Origin of the sequence: Pelagimonas sp., from assembly GCF_050633425.1 — a bacterium.
In the GTDB taxonomy this organism is placed as follows: domain Bacteria; phylum Pseudomonadota; class Alphaproteobacteria; order Rhodobacterales; family Rhodobacteraceae; genus Pelagimonas.
Genome location: NZ_JBOEGM010000023.1, coordinates 20,665 through 35,658 on the forward strand (window position 1 = coordinate 20,665; position 14,994 = coordinate 35,658).

A 14,994-nucleotide genomic window follows, 5' to 3' on the forward strand; every position below is an offset into this window, starting at 1 on the left:
AAGGTGGTAAGCTAAACCCCTCCCTGTTGGCCCACTTGGCCGATGCTGCCCCTGCCTGAAAAGGTGGGGGCTTTTTCACGGGATGATGATGGTGACGCGGCAGGGGACGAGCTGCGCCCGCCCCCTGCCCCGCCTTGCGCTTCGCGCCCTGGCCCTTCCGGCCAGATCAGAGGCAGCTAAACGGCAAAGGATCGCCAAGTGCGACAGTATGCGTTTCGCCATTCAATGAAACATCCACGGCGCTATGGGCACGGAGACCGGCCACCAGAGGTTCCCAGATGCCGTTTTGGTTATCAGCCTTGGAGATACGACCGTGTGCCATCGGCGCATCAATGGTGATCAGGTCAGGGAAACGGAACGTTGCCACGGCGCTTATGTCTGGATCAGCGTCAAGTGCGATCAGAACTGCACTTACAGAGGTGCCATAGACGGAGTTGGGATCACAAACTAAGGAAACACCCATGTCAGCATCCCCAGCTTGATAGAGGTCTACACCACGTTCCATTTCGTGATCCCAAGCAAATGCAGAAACCGGCACAGATGCCAAAAGTGCAAGAGAAATAAGGGTTTTGACAATACGCATAGACTGCCTCCTTTACGGAAGCAGTCTAGCATTTTGGCTCGGAATTTGGAAGGCTAGGCCGCGCCTTTGTCGGCCTCTTTCCACTCATACGCCCAATGATCCATCGTGGCGATCACAGACCCATCGGGGGCCAGCAATGTGAGTTCCGGCTTGATCTTAGCAGATTGGTGATGATCTTTACCGAACATGCGCAAAGTTCGTTCGTTCGATGATTGAAGCCAACTTTTGCTAGTGCCGTAGTCTGCTACCAGCTTAAAAAGTCCCCCCTGCCCTTCGTCATTCATAGATCACATCCAATTGCTTGCCATCCTTCCACATCGGCACCTTTTCACCGGTGTTCCAGAGGTATAGCCATCCAACAACCGAGCGCGTTTTGCGATCCAAAATTCGCTGTATTGGTTCAGCATAAAGTCTTTGTTTGCGTCCCATAGATTTTCCTCTGCATTCACTGAGAACAGCGATTTTCCTGCCCGACCCACAATTCGAAGTCGGGTAGGCCATCGCCTATCCGCGAGTTTGCGCGGAGCATGAGAGGATGGGGGTGAAACCAAATCGACAGGGTTGGTGCGGCCCGCAGCGAAGCGAGGACACGGCCCTGTCTATTTTGTTTCAGGGGGAAGGAAGCCGAAACTCCTTCCCCCTCTTAAAAATATCGTGGCGCATCGCGCCCTCTATCAATCTTTGCTGTTCAGTTCTTTGATAACAGCATCGAGACAGGTCCAGAACAATGGTTCAAATTGACCTCGCATCATCGCACTATCGGAGGATAGGCGATGTGGATCATGTTTGTTTCGGAGCGCATCAAGCAAACTTGCATCAATGCGTTTTGTGCTTTTATACCCCTGCCGCATTGGCATCCGTTGAACGTCTTGTTTTTCAACATACTCAGGTTGTGGCTCAAATTGCTCGACTGCCCGACGCCCCGCCATTGTGATAGCAACCTTCGCGGGTGTTCCTTGTGCTTCCAAGGCGTCCAATTGCTTTTGCTGGTCCATCTTGACCGCAGCCGACAAGGCGATTTCGCGTTTGTCGCCTGATCCTTGGACTTGCGGCTCTGAATTTGGTTTTGCTGCTGGTGCTGGTTTCGCAGGTGGTTGTTTTGGCTTGGTGATCTCTGTTTTTACCGTTGGTTTGGGCGTCGGTTTTGGTGCGGGAGACTTTTCGGGCGCAGGTTCGGGTTTGGATACAACGGGTTTCGGAGTTTCTTCGACAACAGGCTTGTTTGTCGGCAAGGGTTGCGAAAAGTCTGATGTATACGCAGGGTCGCTTCCCTTGATTGCGGTCTTTTTCTTGCGTGGCATCTGTTAACCCCCTGTCAAAGCATCGAGTATTGAGGTGGCTTCTTCGAGCGCTTCGGCAAAGTGTTTTGCTTGAACGCGCAAGTGGCTTGGCCCGTTACGCCGGTTCTCCGCAATGTGGTGGATGAAGCCCTCCGCCGACGCATCCTTATGCTGTTTCCGTTGCATGAAATAATCGTCCATAACCGGAAATTGAGAGATAGCCTTTTCTTCGATTGCCAGCTCTGCCTTGCTTTGCTTGGCTGGCACATTTGACATTACGACATGAAAGGACGGTAAGGCGTCTGGGTCTTCGGCGCGATCACGTAGCCCGACATACCAGTTGAAAGTGTCAGTCGTAATTTCAAGATCGTCGTCACTCAGCATCATTGGTATGACTAGAACATCGCTTTCAACCGCAAGATCGTCTGCCCATGCACCCGCTGCCCCGATGGTATCAATGAAGACGTAATCGGCAGTGTCGTTTTCGTATGCATGTTCCACTTTCTCGGAAAGTTCGTTCACCATCGTCAACGGCTCAATGCGGAACAGTGGGTCTTCGATTTGCAGCTTATTCGCCCATCGAGCTAAGGCTTGTTGCGGGTCGGCGTCAAACACTAGACAGCGTTTGCCTCTCGCCATTGCTGCGCTGACCAATGCCCGCGTGAGTGTCGTTTTTCCCGCGCCGCCTTTTCGCGTGATGATCGAGACGACCTTCATTTCATCATTGGGCATGTATCTTGTCCTTTGTTTCGTGTTGCTTGTGTCGTGTCCTTGGTATCTTGTTGCTGGTATCGCGTCTACTGTTTCTTGTCGCCTGCCTCTTGTTCGGTGTTTTGTTGCGTGTTTCGTGTCACAGGTTTCTTGTCGCGTGTCCTTTGTTGCGCGTTCGGTGTTTCTTGTCGCGTGTTACGTGTGTCGTGTTCGGTGTCTTGCAGCGTGTTCCTTGTTTCTGGTTACCTGTCGAGTGTCGATTGTGCCGTGTAGCTTGTTTCGTGTTGCTTGCCAGATTGCCCCGAACCCGTATCTTGTTTCTTGTCTCCTGTTGATTGTCTGCCGCGATAGTCTGCTTTTTAGACCAGTCAAAACCGAAATAGGGGGCAGCTACCAAGCGATATACCGCTTGAGGGGGCATTTCCGGCCCGTCAGAGGGCCATGCCGTGTTTTTTGGTAGGGCAGGGGCCAAAAGTGCTGTTGAGCCGTCAGGCGGCGCATTTTTGGCTTGGCCCATCACCTTCGGTTTTGGGCGGTCTCGCCTCTGGCTCGACACGACGACCCGCAAGGGGCCGTCTGAAACGGAATACAATCACTCTTAACGGCTTTAACAATGTTATAATTTGCGGTGCACCTTTACAATTGCGTCAAAGCCTAAGTGATTGTATGGAAGATGGCAGGAAATAGGAGGTGTATGTTCGCATGGCTGGTCGCCGACGCTTGACTGATTTGGAGCGATTGGAAGTCGTCCGTGAAACGCGAAAAGGCGTTTCTGCTCAGGTGCTTGGAAAGCGATACTCGGTAACACCGCGAACGATCCAATACACCGTGAAGCGCGAAAAAGAGCGCCGCCGCGATACCGGCATCCGCACCGCGCAGATTGGAACGACCGTCACACCAGAGGAACTACGGGCGTTTGAAGTGGTGCTTTCGCGGCACGGGATCAGCAATCGGTCAGATGGAATGCGCCGATTGATCCAGTCCGCGAACGGAGTTTTTCAACCTGACGAGCATTTGGCCGACGAATTGAAAGCCTTTCGGGCGGCGTTGAACCGTGTCGGAAACAACGTGACGCAGATCGCAAAGCGGATGAATGAATCGAACAACAAAGGTCTGAGACCTTCGTTTGGTCCATCAAGTCTGGCGCAGATGCGGAGCCTTGCAGGGTTCGTTCTGGATTTTGCGGATCAGGTAGATCTTCTGTCCCGTCGCAGGACCGATGGGATCACCATGTTGGTCAGTGACGCCTTGAAGGAGCTGGCCGATGGCGAGGAATGATGCGGTTCAGTCCGTAACGGGCGAGATTTTCCGTGAAGGTTGGAGCCGTGTGCGCGGTTCCATGCAGGGGCTTCATGCGAAGAAGCCGCAAATGATCCGAGCAGCAAAAGGCCACCGTGCAGCCGTGTTCAAAGCTATTAAATCTGGCGTAACACATACTAAGGCAGAGCTTTCCAATCAGCTTGAATACCTGACAACGAAGTCATCCCACATTGTAGATAGCCGAGGCGTGTTGGACGGTAAGAAGACGCTTTCGGGAGACGAAATCAAAGGTCTGACTGATAGATTTTCAAGCCGTTGGGACGATGGCTTTCGCCCAAAGATGGGCCACACCACTCACATGCTCATGTCCTATCCGCAAGGGACACGCGGCGAGGATGTGCGAGATATAACCGCGGCTGTCTGTCGTGAGCATTTTCAAAATGATGATCGAAACTTTGATTACATCATCGCCGTTCATGAGGATCGAGCGCACCCCCACGCGCACATCGTCTTGAATCGACGTTCCCAGGAGGGTGAGTATTTCTATCTGGGGCGGGATCATCACTTTAACTATGATGATTTTCGCCTTTCGATGGTTGAACACGCCGAAAAGGTTGGTGTTCGCCTTGAGGCAACGCGGCGACTTGATCGCGGAGACGTCACTTACGCGCCGCGCACGAAGGAAATTTACGACGCCAAAGCAGAGGGCCGGGAGCCGGTTCAGCGGGAGAGGGTTGGACGTGACCTTGACCGCGCGTTGGCCGAAATCGCCACCACATCCAAAGTCTACCTTTCGTTGTCAGCCGAAGCGACCAACGACAACAGGGAAGACATTTCAAATGCCCTTTTCCGTGCAGGCGAAGTCCTTGCCCGTGGGGGTCAATTACAAACAGATGGAGACGTTTACATGGAGAACCAGCAGAGTTTCGATGATCTGAAAACAAGCCTCACAGATCGTCTTAATCGGATTGAAAGCCAAATCCAAAGTGCGTCCGAGGCTGACCGGCCACGGATGGAAAAACAGTTGGACAGCGCATTACAGCCAGTTGCGCATTTGAACCCCGTTGGCGCAAATTCATCGAAGCTGACTACTGCACCGTCAGACACCGGCGTTTATTCGGAAACGAACGTCAACAAAGACGGTATCGGAGCCATGCGTGATCCTGAGACACGGGCTCAGATCGAGACAGCGTTGCGGGGAACGGGCATTTCGTCAGAGGCCGTCATTGCGCGAGTAGAGCAGGGGGCCAACAATGCCTCTTTGGAGCAGCGTTGGATTGCAGATGACCTTACAAAAATTGCAGAGACCGAAGGTTTGAACCTTGAGCGTAAGGCTGACTTAGAGATAGCCGCTGAAAAGTTGGATCAGGCGCATGTGAGACTGGGAGAAACACTACAGCAAGCAGATGTGATCAGGGATGATGGTGTGATCCTAAGCGATGATCAGGAACGCCCGTCAGACGAAGAATTTGCGGCGATGATGCAGAATGCGGCGGACCAAGACTATCGCGAAGACGTGTCCGAACGACTGCGGTTGGAGCGCGGAAGCGAGCTTGCAGAAGTGCAGGGCATTGCCGAGGCCGAACATAAGGAGGCAGTGACGGACGCATTCAATCAAAACATGCGGGCGATGGAACGTGCTGGAATGCCTGCCTCGGTTATTGGTGGCTACACCGTCCAAATGACCGAGCGGGCTGAAGAACGGATCGCTGACAATCCAGAGCTTATCCAAATGACCCGCGAAGACCGGCGCGAGTTTGAACGGCTTGAGGAAAACCTTGTTCAAACACAGGAGTTCAGAGACGGCGAGAACGACCAAGCCTTGCAGCAGGACCGTCAAGCCGACTTCGACGCTTTTGCAGCGAAGTCACCGGCCCACGCGCAGCTTGCGTCCCGCGCATGGGATAAACTTGGCGATGATATGGAGAAGCCCGCCACCTACGTTCAGACAGATCAGAGCAACACCTTGCGGGCCGATATGTCGGACAGAGAGATTGTTGCTGATATTGACCGTGGGGTGCGTGAACAGTTTGACGAGCGTTCTGACGAATATACTCGCTTTGAACCTTTGTCGATTGAGCGAAACCAAGTCGGTGGCGTCGTGAATGGTTCAGATATGGGCCTAGCATTCACGAGTTTGGCCCAAAGCCGAAACGACGCCGACCTTAGCCCTGCGGATCAGCGTCGGATCGAAGTGTATTTGCAAGACACAGCGGATCGCTATGGAGAGCAAATGCGTGATGGACTAGCCCGTGACAATCAGCCGGAAACCGACCGTTTTGATCCAGACTATGATAAGGACAGTGAAACGGCCCAAGAGTGGTCCGATGCACGGGTGCGCGAGTTCGACAATGCCATACGGCCATATCGGGCAGATCAAGCAGAGACCGCCGAAATGCGCCGTGTTATCGAGCATGAGCGGACGGAAAAGATCGAAGGGCCGTTCGACAACTGGCGTGGCAGTCATGAGTTCCGCGACCAGATCGAGCGTGAGTTGGACGACGAGCAACTTGAAGCGCTGCGCAACGGTGACGCCGATGCCTTGGAGCACGTGATTGATGAACGTCTTGACCGTTTGTACGCAGCCAAAGCCTATCTGCAATCAGACGCCGAGACCGCCAACAGCGAGGCGACGCGGGAAGTCGTCTCAGAAATTGCCGAAGAGGAATTTGATGCACAGCGATTGAAGACCGTTCGCGCAGACACAGAAAAGGGGCAGACACATGGATAAGGGCAAGATCGCAGCGGGTATTTTCCTTCTTACAGCCGTGTTCTTGGCGATTGGCTATGTCGTCGCCACCGCTTTTCTGACGTTCCGCGATTACGGCATGAATGCTGAATTGGACTTCATGTGGCTTGCGGAGAATTACACCGGGTTGCAGCGGTTTCGACCAGACGATTTTCGACTGGTGAACCTGATCGTTGGTGGTTTCGGCGTGACCGGCCTCTTGTTGAGCGCGGTCTTATCAGGGAACGCCCTGACGAAGTTTGGCCGCACCCAATGGCAAAAGGCACAGCACATGCGCAAGAACGGTTTTTTCAGCAAGCCAGGAACAGGATTCATCATCGGGAAGCTGGGAAAACCAAAAGGCAACGGCAAGCTGATCAGCTCGAAGGTTTTTCCACATGCGTTGATCGTGGCACCAACAGGCCGAGGTAAAACCACAGGCTTTGTCATTCCGAATCTGCTTACCTTCAAAGGGTCAGCTGTGGTCCTGGACGTGAAGGGCGAGAACTTTGAAGCAACAGCGCGGCATCGAGCCGCAGAGGGTGACAAGGTTTATCGCTTTGCACCAACCGACTGGCATGACCGTCGCAGCCATCGTTACAACCCTTTGCTGCGGATTGCGGAGCTAGAAGATCCCGACCGTCAGCAGATGGAATTACAGTTGTTGGCGTCACTGTTTCTGCAAGCGGACAGTGACCGCGTTCAAGGTCTCTTAAAGGGCGGGATCGACTTGTTTGTTGCAGCCGGCCTTTTGGCATTCGAGCGAGAGCGCCCGACGCTCGGGGAGATTTACCGGATCACGGCCAGCGGTGGTAACAAGCAAAAAGAGTTCATGATGCGTCGTGACGAAATTCAGAACCGTGCGGGCAAGCTGATCTTTGAACGTATGGCATCGACCAACAACGACACGCTGACTTCCTATGTGTCGCTACTTATGACTTCGGGTCTGGACCAGTGGAGCAACCCCGCGATCGACAAGGCCACGCAGGTTTCCGATTTTGATTTCAGGGACATTCGGAAGAAGCCTTTTTCCGTTTTTTTGGTGGTGTCCCCAAATATGGTCAAACCAATGGCAGCGCTTATCCGGCTGTTCTTCTCTGATCTTATTTCTTCAATGCAGGACAAAGAACCTGGTCCAGACGAGCCGTGGCCGGTCATGATCATGCTTGACGAGTTCAACCGTCTTGGAAAGATGCCGATTGTTACTGACAGTATCGAAACGCTCAGATCATACAAAGGTCACTTGGCAATCGTCACCCAGACCATTCCAGCGCTGGACGAGATTTACGGTGAGAACACCCGCCGCGCCCTGCAGGGCAACGCGGGCGTTAAGCTCTATCTGACGCCATCTGATGAAAAGACGGTCGAAGAATTGAGCAAAGCTGTTGGTAAAACGACGAAGCGCGTCGTTACGCGGTCGCGTTCCATCGGGAAAAACCCATTCGAGGGACGCAGCATGTCAGAGCGGACAGAAGAAGTGTCGTTGCTTCCAGAAGATGAAGCCCGTCGCCTACCGCTTGATGACATAATCATTGTCGTGGATGCACAAATGCCGATCAGGGCGAAGCGGATTCAATACTACGATGATCCATTCTTCAAAGGCATCCATGCGGCACAGAAGGGCGAATTGCCATTCCCAGAAACATCTTTGGACAAGGTATCACTATCTGATCAAGCGAAGGCGTCTGGACCGGCCCCAGAGGCTTCACCAGAGCGCGATAATACGGACCAAACAACAACACCCATGGATCAGCCTGTGAAGGGTCAAGAGCCTATGCCAGAGGGTCAGCCAGGTTCATCAACGGATCAGCCTGTGAAGGGCCAAGAGCCTATGCCGGAAGGTGGCGCGGGGGCCGATGTGTCAGAGAAAGCAGAACGGGAACAGAAAGAACCTCTGTCTGTTGGTGCGGCGTCACATATCCCATCGAAAGGGAAACTGCCGACTTCCGGCCGCAAACGTGCCAAAGCTGTTGTTCACGCCACCCGCGACTTTGATGATCGTCAGGCGCAGCTTGATCTAGCGGTGCAACAAAGTCTTGACCTTCAAGAACCGTCGCCCGAGGACATTGCCGCTATCGAGGACACGGAGGCTGCGCTTGCCGCACTTGAGATTGAGTTTGAAAGCGAAGGGCAGGGGGGCGTCAAAGTTACTGCCGCTGAGTGATCACGACCAGCACCACGCAAAAGGGCCGCTCAATGAGCGGCCCTTTTGCTGTTATTGTAGCAGTCTATTTTTTGCTAGCCAGCCGGTCAGCTCGTTCTTTCAACCGCTGTTGTTGGGCGCCAGTGCCGGTTGGTTGCGGCGTAGGTTTGGCATCATTGGCCGCTGTTTTTTGGCGCTTTTCTGTTTTGCCTATGCCAAGCATAGTCCTGCCACGCAACGCGATCAATTCAGCCCCGGTCGCTGTACCAACACTTGCTCTAGCCTGCGCTTGTTTCCCACCGAGAGCCGCCGCACCAAACTGGTATGCACCGCCTAACCCGCTGTTTAGTGCTGGCATAACGATGTTGCCTGAGACCGCTCGCACAAGAAATGGAGTTGCTAGGATGAAACCCTTTGCCATGAACACCATCATGAAGAATGGTAGTATAGCACCAATGTTAGATGCCCCGTCAGGACTCCCAAGCTCGTTGATCAAAGCGTTCGAGACGCCAATAATTGTGGCGAATACACCGGCAATAAAGACGGGATACATAGCAAAAGAGATCAGCGCAGACAGCCAACGTGCAAAGTAATCCTTTGTCACTTCGAACAGCGTGAGGAAGATCATGATTGGTGCGAGTCCAAGCAGCAACGCTATCATCAGGCGTGAAGCAATGAGAAAGAAAGCTGCTAGACCACCCAGGATCGACAACATGACGGTTCCGATGGCACCCATCAAAGCACCCGTCATCCAGTGCATTTCGCTTCCAATCGCATTCATGTAGAGACCAAACTGCTCGATGATGCCATCAAACTCCTCCGCAAATGTGCCGGACGGCCCGGGCGTCCCTCCACCTACCGAAGCAACAAGCGAACCTGCAATACTGTCGATGCCACTCAGGATTGCCGTTGAAAACGAGTTAAATTGTGCCCAGTTCGTTGCAAACACCCCAACCAACGTTAGCTTGACCGCCAGCCAAAATGCTTGCCTTCCATCCATAGACTTGTATTGAAAAACAGCGTTGATAAGGACCATCAACACAACGACAGTCATCGCGAGGACAAGAATGGTTCCAACAGTCGCGGCGACCGATCCAAACTGTGTTTCTGCGGCTTCTTCTAGGAAGTTGTCGGCAGTCTCGACAAAAAATGTAACAACACTCATATTTTCTTTTCTCCCTTACCAGTTTCCAACTTCTTCGCAGATTGGACGGGCCAGTTTGCGGTAGTCGTTGATCGCACGGGTAAACTCAGAGGTTAGAGTGCGAATTTCATGTCGGTCTTCGATACCAGCGTAGAGTTCGAGATATTGTTCAACAGCACTATCCCACTGAGGAAAGCGTGTTTCACAGGAACAATCATTACCCTCGACTACGCTCTGCAAAGCATTGGCTGCATACAGGCGTTGAATAAGTATTCCCCGGTGTGCTTCGCGGAACGGCATGTCTTCTACGATTTCTGGGCGATTTGGTCGGTTTGCACAAAAATCATAATCATTGGTGGAAACGGATTGCGCCGCCGCCCCATTGGCGACGGCGCTAACAAATGCAACGATGAAGATTGTTAGGTTTTTCATGCGGCCTTCCCATCACTGTTATCTTCGGCGACTACTTCCCGCTTGAGGAACACGGTTACTACCGAACCGCCAATTTGGATGGGAACAACGCTGACCACTTCATAACCAGCCGCGCCCCATTCTTTCAAAGACGCCGCCATAGCGTTCATTTCTTTTTTCGTGCCTGTCCCGAAGGTCAAGATTTCATGTTCAAAATAGATCATTTTCCGTCTCCTTCCTGATCCGTTTCGCCCGGCAGATAGAATTGCGTGATACCCCGATCACCCTCATGGCGACCGGCTTGAATAATAACATCTATCGAGCTTTCGATGTATCTTATCATATCTTGGTAAGTCATTGGCACATCTGTTTTAAGTGCCGCGATAGCAAGGCGTTGAACCGCCAATTGGGGCGTTTCCGCGTGAAGCGTTGTCATCGAGCCACCATGACCCGTGTTGATCGCTTCAAGGAAGGTCAAAGCCTCTTTCCCACGCACTTCGCCAAGAATGATGCGGTCTGGTCGCATTCGAAGGGTGGAGGTCAGCAGAACGTCAGCCATTTGAACCGGCACGTCTCTGTTCGAGATAAGCGTGACCGTGTTCGGCTGCGTTGGGACCAGTTCAGCTGCTTCTTCAATCGTGATCAGCCGTTCGGCCTCGTCGATGTAATTGATGATCTTACGGCAGGCGACGGTCTTACCAGTGGATGTGCCACCCGAAACGATGACGTTGAGGCGCTTATCGACACAAAACTTAACCGCGGCGTCAATGTCGCCCGACTCCACGACCTTCCGCAGCTCACGATTCCGCTCTTTCCGATTATTTTCCAGACTGATTTCCTCGCCAAAGAGGAATTTCAACTGAATATCATCGAGAGACATGGTTGAGAAGAACCGCAACGCGATGGAGTATCCGCCGCGCACAACTGGATCTTGGATCACCTGCGCCCGGACAGCCCTTCCGTGGTAATCGACGCTGCAAGAGACAATCGGCTTGTCTCGACTGATTTTAGTTTCAGCCGCCGCCGCAATCTGAGTTGCTAAGTCGCCGATCTGGCGCGTGTCCCAGACGGTATCAAGGCGGTTCATAAAGTGATCGCCTTGAAACTCGCCCCAGATCGAACCATCGGGGTTGATGCAAATTTCGATTGCATCGCCCCTTTTGGCTTCTGGGAGCTTGTCCAGAGTGACTTGGAAGTAGTTACCTGCCACCTAGAAAATCTCTACGTCGCGGTCGACCATGACCGTAATGCGAGAGCCTTGATCTACATAGATCACAGGGCCAATTGCCAGATAGTCGCTGAGGACGGAGTCTGTGCTATCCGCCAGATCGTCGCCAACGTCTTCCAAGACCTCTGCGGACGTTTCACTTTCTACCTGTGCTGCGGCTGCCCCAGGAAGTGCCGTGATCAATGAAATCAATGCAGCGGAACCAAACCGTTCATCGAAGCGCGTATCAACAACGCCTGTTACACCGGAGCGGCCAAGTTCATCGCCACCAAAGGAGCTAATGACAACGGTTTGATTATTGGGAAGTATGATCCGGTCCCATGCGACAGTCACCCGTTGCTGCGCAATTTCCACACCGGATTGATAACGACCGATGAGCCGTGAGCCGCGCGGGATCAATATGCGTGAGCCATCAAAAGAATGGACGTCCTCAGAGATAATTGCGCGAATGGGGCCGGGGAGGGTGCTATCCAGCGCCGTTTCTGTAACGGCTTGGATCATCGTGCCTTGGACGACTGTGTTTGCCGGGTTCGCGATCACTTCGGCCTGCGTTACCTGTGTTGGCAACGCACCATTGGCGACAAAATCTTGAACAGCGCCCAAAGTGCGACCGCTCAATTCACCTTCATCAGCGCCAGCGCCACCACCGAACGCGATGGTGGGCGAGAGGATGCGTGCCTCTTGAAAGGCGAGTTCCGCCGCACGGCGTTGTTCCAATTCCGCTAGTCGGCGGGCTTCTTCTTCGCGGGCGAGACGTTGCCTTTCCGCTTCAAGCAATTCGTCTTGCGTTGGTCCGGCCGGAGCTGGGGCTGGCGTTTGAAGTTGTGCCAATTCGAGGTCCATCCGCAACCGTTCAAGATCGCGGTCGCGGGCTTCCAACTCGTCTTGGAATTGCTGTTGCGCATCCTCAGAGGCCGATTGCAACGCTGCGATTTGTTCGGTCAAGGCGTTAATCGCGTCCGCTGCGGCAGTGTCTTCTTCTACAACGGGTTCAGGAGCGTTTTGCAATTCTTCAATTTGAGCTTGCAGTGCCGCCAATTGAGCCAATAGTTCTGCGTTCGGTTCCGCTGGCGCTTCCACAATTTGAACCTCGGGTTCAGGAGCAGCAGGGGGAACGAATGGTGCAATCTCGCCAAAGCCGTCGCCCTGGGCCTGAAATTCCTCGGGCTGTGCAACAGGCATCGGATCTTCTGTCTCAGGTTGCAACGCCAAGAACGCAACACCGCCGAGCGCCCCGATACCGGCTATCCCCGCAAGGGCAACCAGTGTTGACGGTCTTTTCTTACCACTACCACCACCGCCTGCGTTTTCCAGTGCAGCAAGCCTTGCTTTGAGGTCTTCTGCTTCACTCATGATCCTGTCCCTCCATTAGTGACTTGAATGCAGACAACTTCATCGCCTAAGCGAAGCACCCATTGCCCGCTGACACCTGACACGCGCAGTACGCCGTTTTCGATTTGTTGCGAATTGACTGTGCGTTCCCGGCCATTGGTAGAACGGAAAATTGCAGGGATCGGAGCGTTTCGCGCGAACCGGAAGTAGGTGAATGTTCCATCATCCCAAACGGACGTGGGAGTGAAGGCGGTCTGGCTGCTGGCCGCATAATTGTAATTTGGCGCTTGTTGGGCGACCGCGTTGACTGGCCTCACATTGTCTTCGGGATACCGAAATTGGACCACGTAGAACGTGGGTGAGTTTACCTCACGCACATTGAAGTAATAGCTCCGACGATTTGTGTAGACCGTAATGTTCGTATGAACACCTCGCGCGTTGGGCTTTACCGCGAATGCGCGACCACCGGGAACACCGTCGAGTTGAAAGCCTTCCGTGTCGCCAGCAATGATCGAGCGGATCGTTTCACCTTGACCAAACTCAATCGTGGTTACATGCGTCAGGCTTACGTTGAGACGATACACCTGCCCGTCTTGATATTGAGCAACACGCACCCGACTGTCGTTTGCACCGGCGCGTGGTGTGTATTCCGCCAGTGCTGGGCCAGCCGCAAGAGCCAGAGCCAATGACAGAATGGTTGGTTTCAATACGTTCATCCTAGTTCTCCAATCTGTCTGAGCGGATAGAGTATTCTATGACCGTGAACCCGAAGGGGTTGCTCCAAACGTCATCAATGGATCGACGTTCTTCCGGTCTAAATTCAAAGAGCATCGTCGCGGTAAAAAGACCTGCTTGGACGCCTTGATTTGAAGTCAATCGCTTGCGAAGCCGGACTTGTGCGCGGTTCACCCCAATCCGCGTGATGCTTAAGACTTCAACATCGAGGCGGGCATTGTCGCCGTAGACTTCGGGGGGATAATTCGGGTTTGCGCTGTCCCAAAGCGCGCGCATTGATGCGAGGGCGGCACCGTCTGATCTTTCCAAAATGCTTCGAACCCGCACGTCATTGTCGAGTTGGTTATAGGTTTCACGGTCTGTCACGTAACGGAAAGCGACACTTTCAATAATCGCCTGATTTTCCGTTACGCGCTGTGTTTCAACCTGCGCATTAGGCAAAGCCATGCCGGTTTCTGGGTTGAAAGGAATGACAACTGGCTCAGGGTCTACATCGAGAACAGCAACCGCCGCCGCCGACAAGCACCCAATTAACCCAAATGCCATGCCACCCAGACCGAGCTTTCGCCATAACTGTTCACGACGCCGTGCGCCGTAGATCAGTTCTTCTTCGATGTATTCCTGTTCAGTAGCCAATGTATTGTTTCCCTTAATCTGCGCTCAATGTCGGCAGGGTGAAGTCCATGAATTGCCGTTCTTCGGCGAGCGTCGCGGCATCCAGAACGCCAGTCGTGCCTGTGCCAACCGTTTGCACGGCTTCCAATTGCCATTGGGCCACCAACGCGATTGCTAGTTCAGCGGTGACACGCGTATTGAGGTCTACGCTGTCCTTGAGTTCTTCCATGTCACCGATCATGCCAACGAGGCGGTCAACCCGCTCAAGCGAATGTCCGGCATCCTCATAGCTATTCTGTGCCGCCGCAGACATGACCGCGCCGGTGGTGGCCTGTTGTGCCGCACGCTCTGCGCCACCGACACCGCTGTTTGCCATTTCTGACAGTGTATCTTCATCAAAACCCGCGTCGGCCAGTACGCGCGTCATCTGGGTTTGGATTTGGCCTGACCCACTGCCTGCCAACTGAGACCAATCGCCGTTTTGGATCGCGTCAATGGTCCCCATAATGTCGCCAAATTCTTGATCCAGCAGGCCGTTTAGCTCCGCCTCAAACTGCGTCGTGATGATTTCTGGTAGCTCCATCAAGCCAGTTAAAGCGGCATACGTTTCTTGAAGTTGCGCGTATTGCTCTCGCAACGTCTCCAACTGTGCCAAGGCTTGTTGAAGTTGTTCGTTCTGCAAGACTTCATCTTCAATCATCTGACGAAGTTGTTGGATTTCTTGCGCAATGTTCTGTGTATCAACCGTTGGGACACCCTGCGCGTAGGCTGCGCCGCCCCCCATAAGGCTGGGCGCGGCCACGAAAGCGGCTGCACCGATCATG

16 protein-coding genes are annotated in these 14,994 nt (G+C 53.4%); 3 read left to right on the forward strand and 13 right to left on the reverse strand.

Annotation, left to right across the window (positions count from 1 at the left end; genetic code table 11):
• Positions 1-166 precede the first annotated feature (166 nt).
• The 5 genes from ACRBB0_RS19750 to ACRBB0_RS19770 all read right to left on the reverse strand — a co-directional run bounded on the left by ACRBB0_RS19750 (position 167) and on the right by ACRBB0_RS19770 (position 2,595).
• Positions 167-583: a hypothetical protein gene (locus ACRBB0_RS19750; protein ID WP_431376184.1), complete on the reverse strand. Its 417-nt coding sequence runs from the start codon at positions 581-583 to the stop codon at positions 167-169.
• Positions 584-636: 53 nt separating this feature from the next.
• Positions 637-771 (reverse strand): hypothetical protein, encoded by a 135-nt coding sequence (locus tag ACRBB0_RS19755; RefSeq protein WP_431376185.1) that lies wholly within the window; start codon positions 769-771, stop codon positions 637-639.
• Between the two features lie 88 nt (positions 772-859).
• The gene (locus tag ACRBB0_RS19760) at positions 860-1,012 is read right to left on the reverse strand and encodes a hypothetical protein (protein ID WP_341369154.1); all 153 of its coding nucleotides are present in this window, start codon (positions 1,010-1,012) and stop codon (positions 860-862) included.
• A 245-nt stretch (positions 1,013-1,257) separates the two neighbouring features.
• The gene (locus tag ACRBB0_RS19765; protein WP_431376186.1) at positions 1,258-1,884 is read right to left on the reverse strand and encodes a hypothetical protein; all 627 of its coding nucleotides are present in this window, start codon (positions 1,882-1,884) and stop codon (positions 1,258-1,260) included.
• 3 nt (positions 1,885-1,887) lie between these two features.
• The gene (locus tag ACRBB0_RS19770; protein WP_431376187.1) at positions 1,888-2,595 is read right to left on the reverse strand and encodes a ParA family protein; all 708 of its coding nucleotides are present in this window, start codon (positions 2,593-2,595) and stop codon (positions 1,888-1,890) included.
• 681 nt (positions 2,596-3,276) lie between these two features.
• Here ACRBB0_RS19770 and ACRBB0_RS19775 point away from each other — a divergent pair.
• From ACRBB0_RS19775 to ACRBB0_RS19785, 3 genes are read left to right on the forward strand one after another with little or no spacing between them, the layout of a single operon-like run.
• Positions 3,277-3,852, forward strand: coding sequence for a transposase (locus tag ACRBB0_RS19775; protein ID WP_431376188.1), 576 nt, complete (start codon positions 3,277-3,279; stop codon positions 3,850-3,852).
• Entirely contained in the window at positions 3,839-6,565 is a 2,727-nt protein-coding gene (locus ACRBB0_RS19780) for a relaxase/mobilization nuclease domain-containing protein (RefSeq protein WP_431376189.1), read from the forward strand. The genes ACRBB0_RS19775 and ACRBB0_RS19780 overlap by 14 nt, the downstream gene beginning before the upstream one ends.
• Entirely contained in the window at positions 6,558-8,726 is a 2,169-nt protein-coding gene (locus ACRBB0_RS19785; protein ID WP_431376190.1) for a type IV secretory system conjugative DNA transfer family protein, read from the forward strand. The genes ACRBB0_RS19780 and ACRBB0_RS19785 overlap by 8 nt, the downstream gene beginning before the upstream one ends.
• Positions 8,727-8,790: 64 nt before the next feature.
• Here ACRBB0_RS19785 and ACRBB0_RS19790 read toward each other — a convergent pair whose 3' ends face one another.
• From ACRBB0_RS19790 to ACRBB0_RS19825, 8 genes are read right to left on the reverse strand one after another with little or no spacing between them, the layout of a single operon-like run.
• The gene (locus ACRBB0_RS19790) at positions 8,791-9,870 is read right to left on the reverse strand and encodes a type IV secretion system protein (protein ID WP_431376191.1); all 1,080 of its coding nucleotides are present in this window, start codon (positions 9,868-9,870) and stop codon (positions 8,791-8,793) included.
• Positions 9,871-9,885: 15 nt separating this feature from the next.
• A complete protein-coding gene (locus tag ACRBB0_RS19795) occupies positions 9,886-10,281 on the reverse strand; it encodes a hypothetical protein (protein ID WP_431376192.1) in 396 nt (131 codons plus the stop codon).
• Complete coding sequence (locus ACRBB0_RS19800) at positions 10,278-10,484, reverse strand: hypothetical protein (RefSeq protein WP_431376193.1); 207 nt, start codon at positions 10,482-10,484, stop codon at positions 10,278-10,280. The genes ACRBB0_RS19795 and ACRBB0_RS19800 overlap by 4 nt, the downstream gene beginning before the upstream one ends.
• The gene (locus ACRBB0_RS19805) at positions 10,481-11,470 is read right to left on the reverse strand and encodes an ATPase, T2SS/T4P/T4SS family (protein ID WP_431376194.1); all 990 of its coding nucleotides are present in this window, start codon (positions 11,468-11,470) and stop codon (positions 10,481-10,483) included. The genes ACRBB0_RS19800 and ACRBB0_RS19805 overlap by 4 nt, the downstream gene beginning before the upstream one ends.
• Positions 11,471-12,841, reverse strand: a complete 1,371-nt coding sequence (locus ACRBB0_RS19810; RefSeq protein ID WP_431376195.1) for a TrbI/VirB10 family protein — start codon at positions 12,839-12,841, stop codon at positions 11,471-11,473.
• The gene (locus tag ACRBB0_RS19815) at positions 12,838-13,536 is read right to left on the reverse strand and encodes a TrbG/VirB9 family P-type conjugative transfer protein (protein WP_431376196.1); all 699 of its coding nucleotides are present in this window, start codon (positions 13,534-13,536) and stop codon (positions 12,838-12,840) included. Before ACRBB0_RS19815 ends, ACRBB0_RS19810 begins: the two co-directional genes overlap by 4 nt.
• A gap of 1 nt (position 13,537) precedes the next feature.
• Positions 13,538-14,191 (reverse strand): virB8 family protein, encoded by a 654-nt coding sequence (locus tag ACRBB0_RS19820; protein WP_431376197.1) that lies wholly within the window; start codon positions 14,189-14,191, stop codon positions 13,538-13,540.
• Between the two features lie 13 nt (positions 14,192-14,204).
• Positions 14,205-14,993 (reverse strand): type IV secretion system protein, encoded by a 789-nt coding sequence (locus ACRBB0_RS19825; protein ID WP_431376231.1) that lies wholly within the window; start codon positions 14,991-14,993, stop codon positions 14,205-14,207.
• Between the last annotated feature and the right edge of the window lies 1 nt (position 14,994).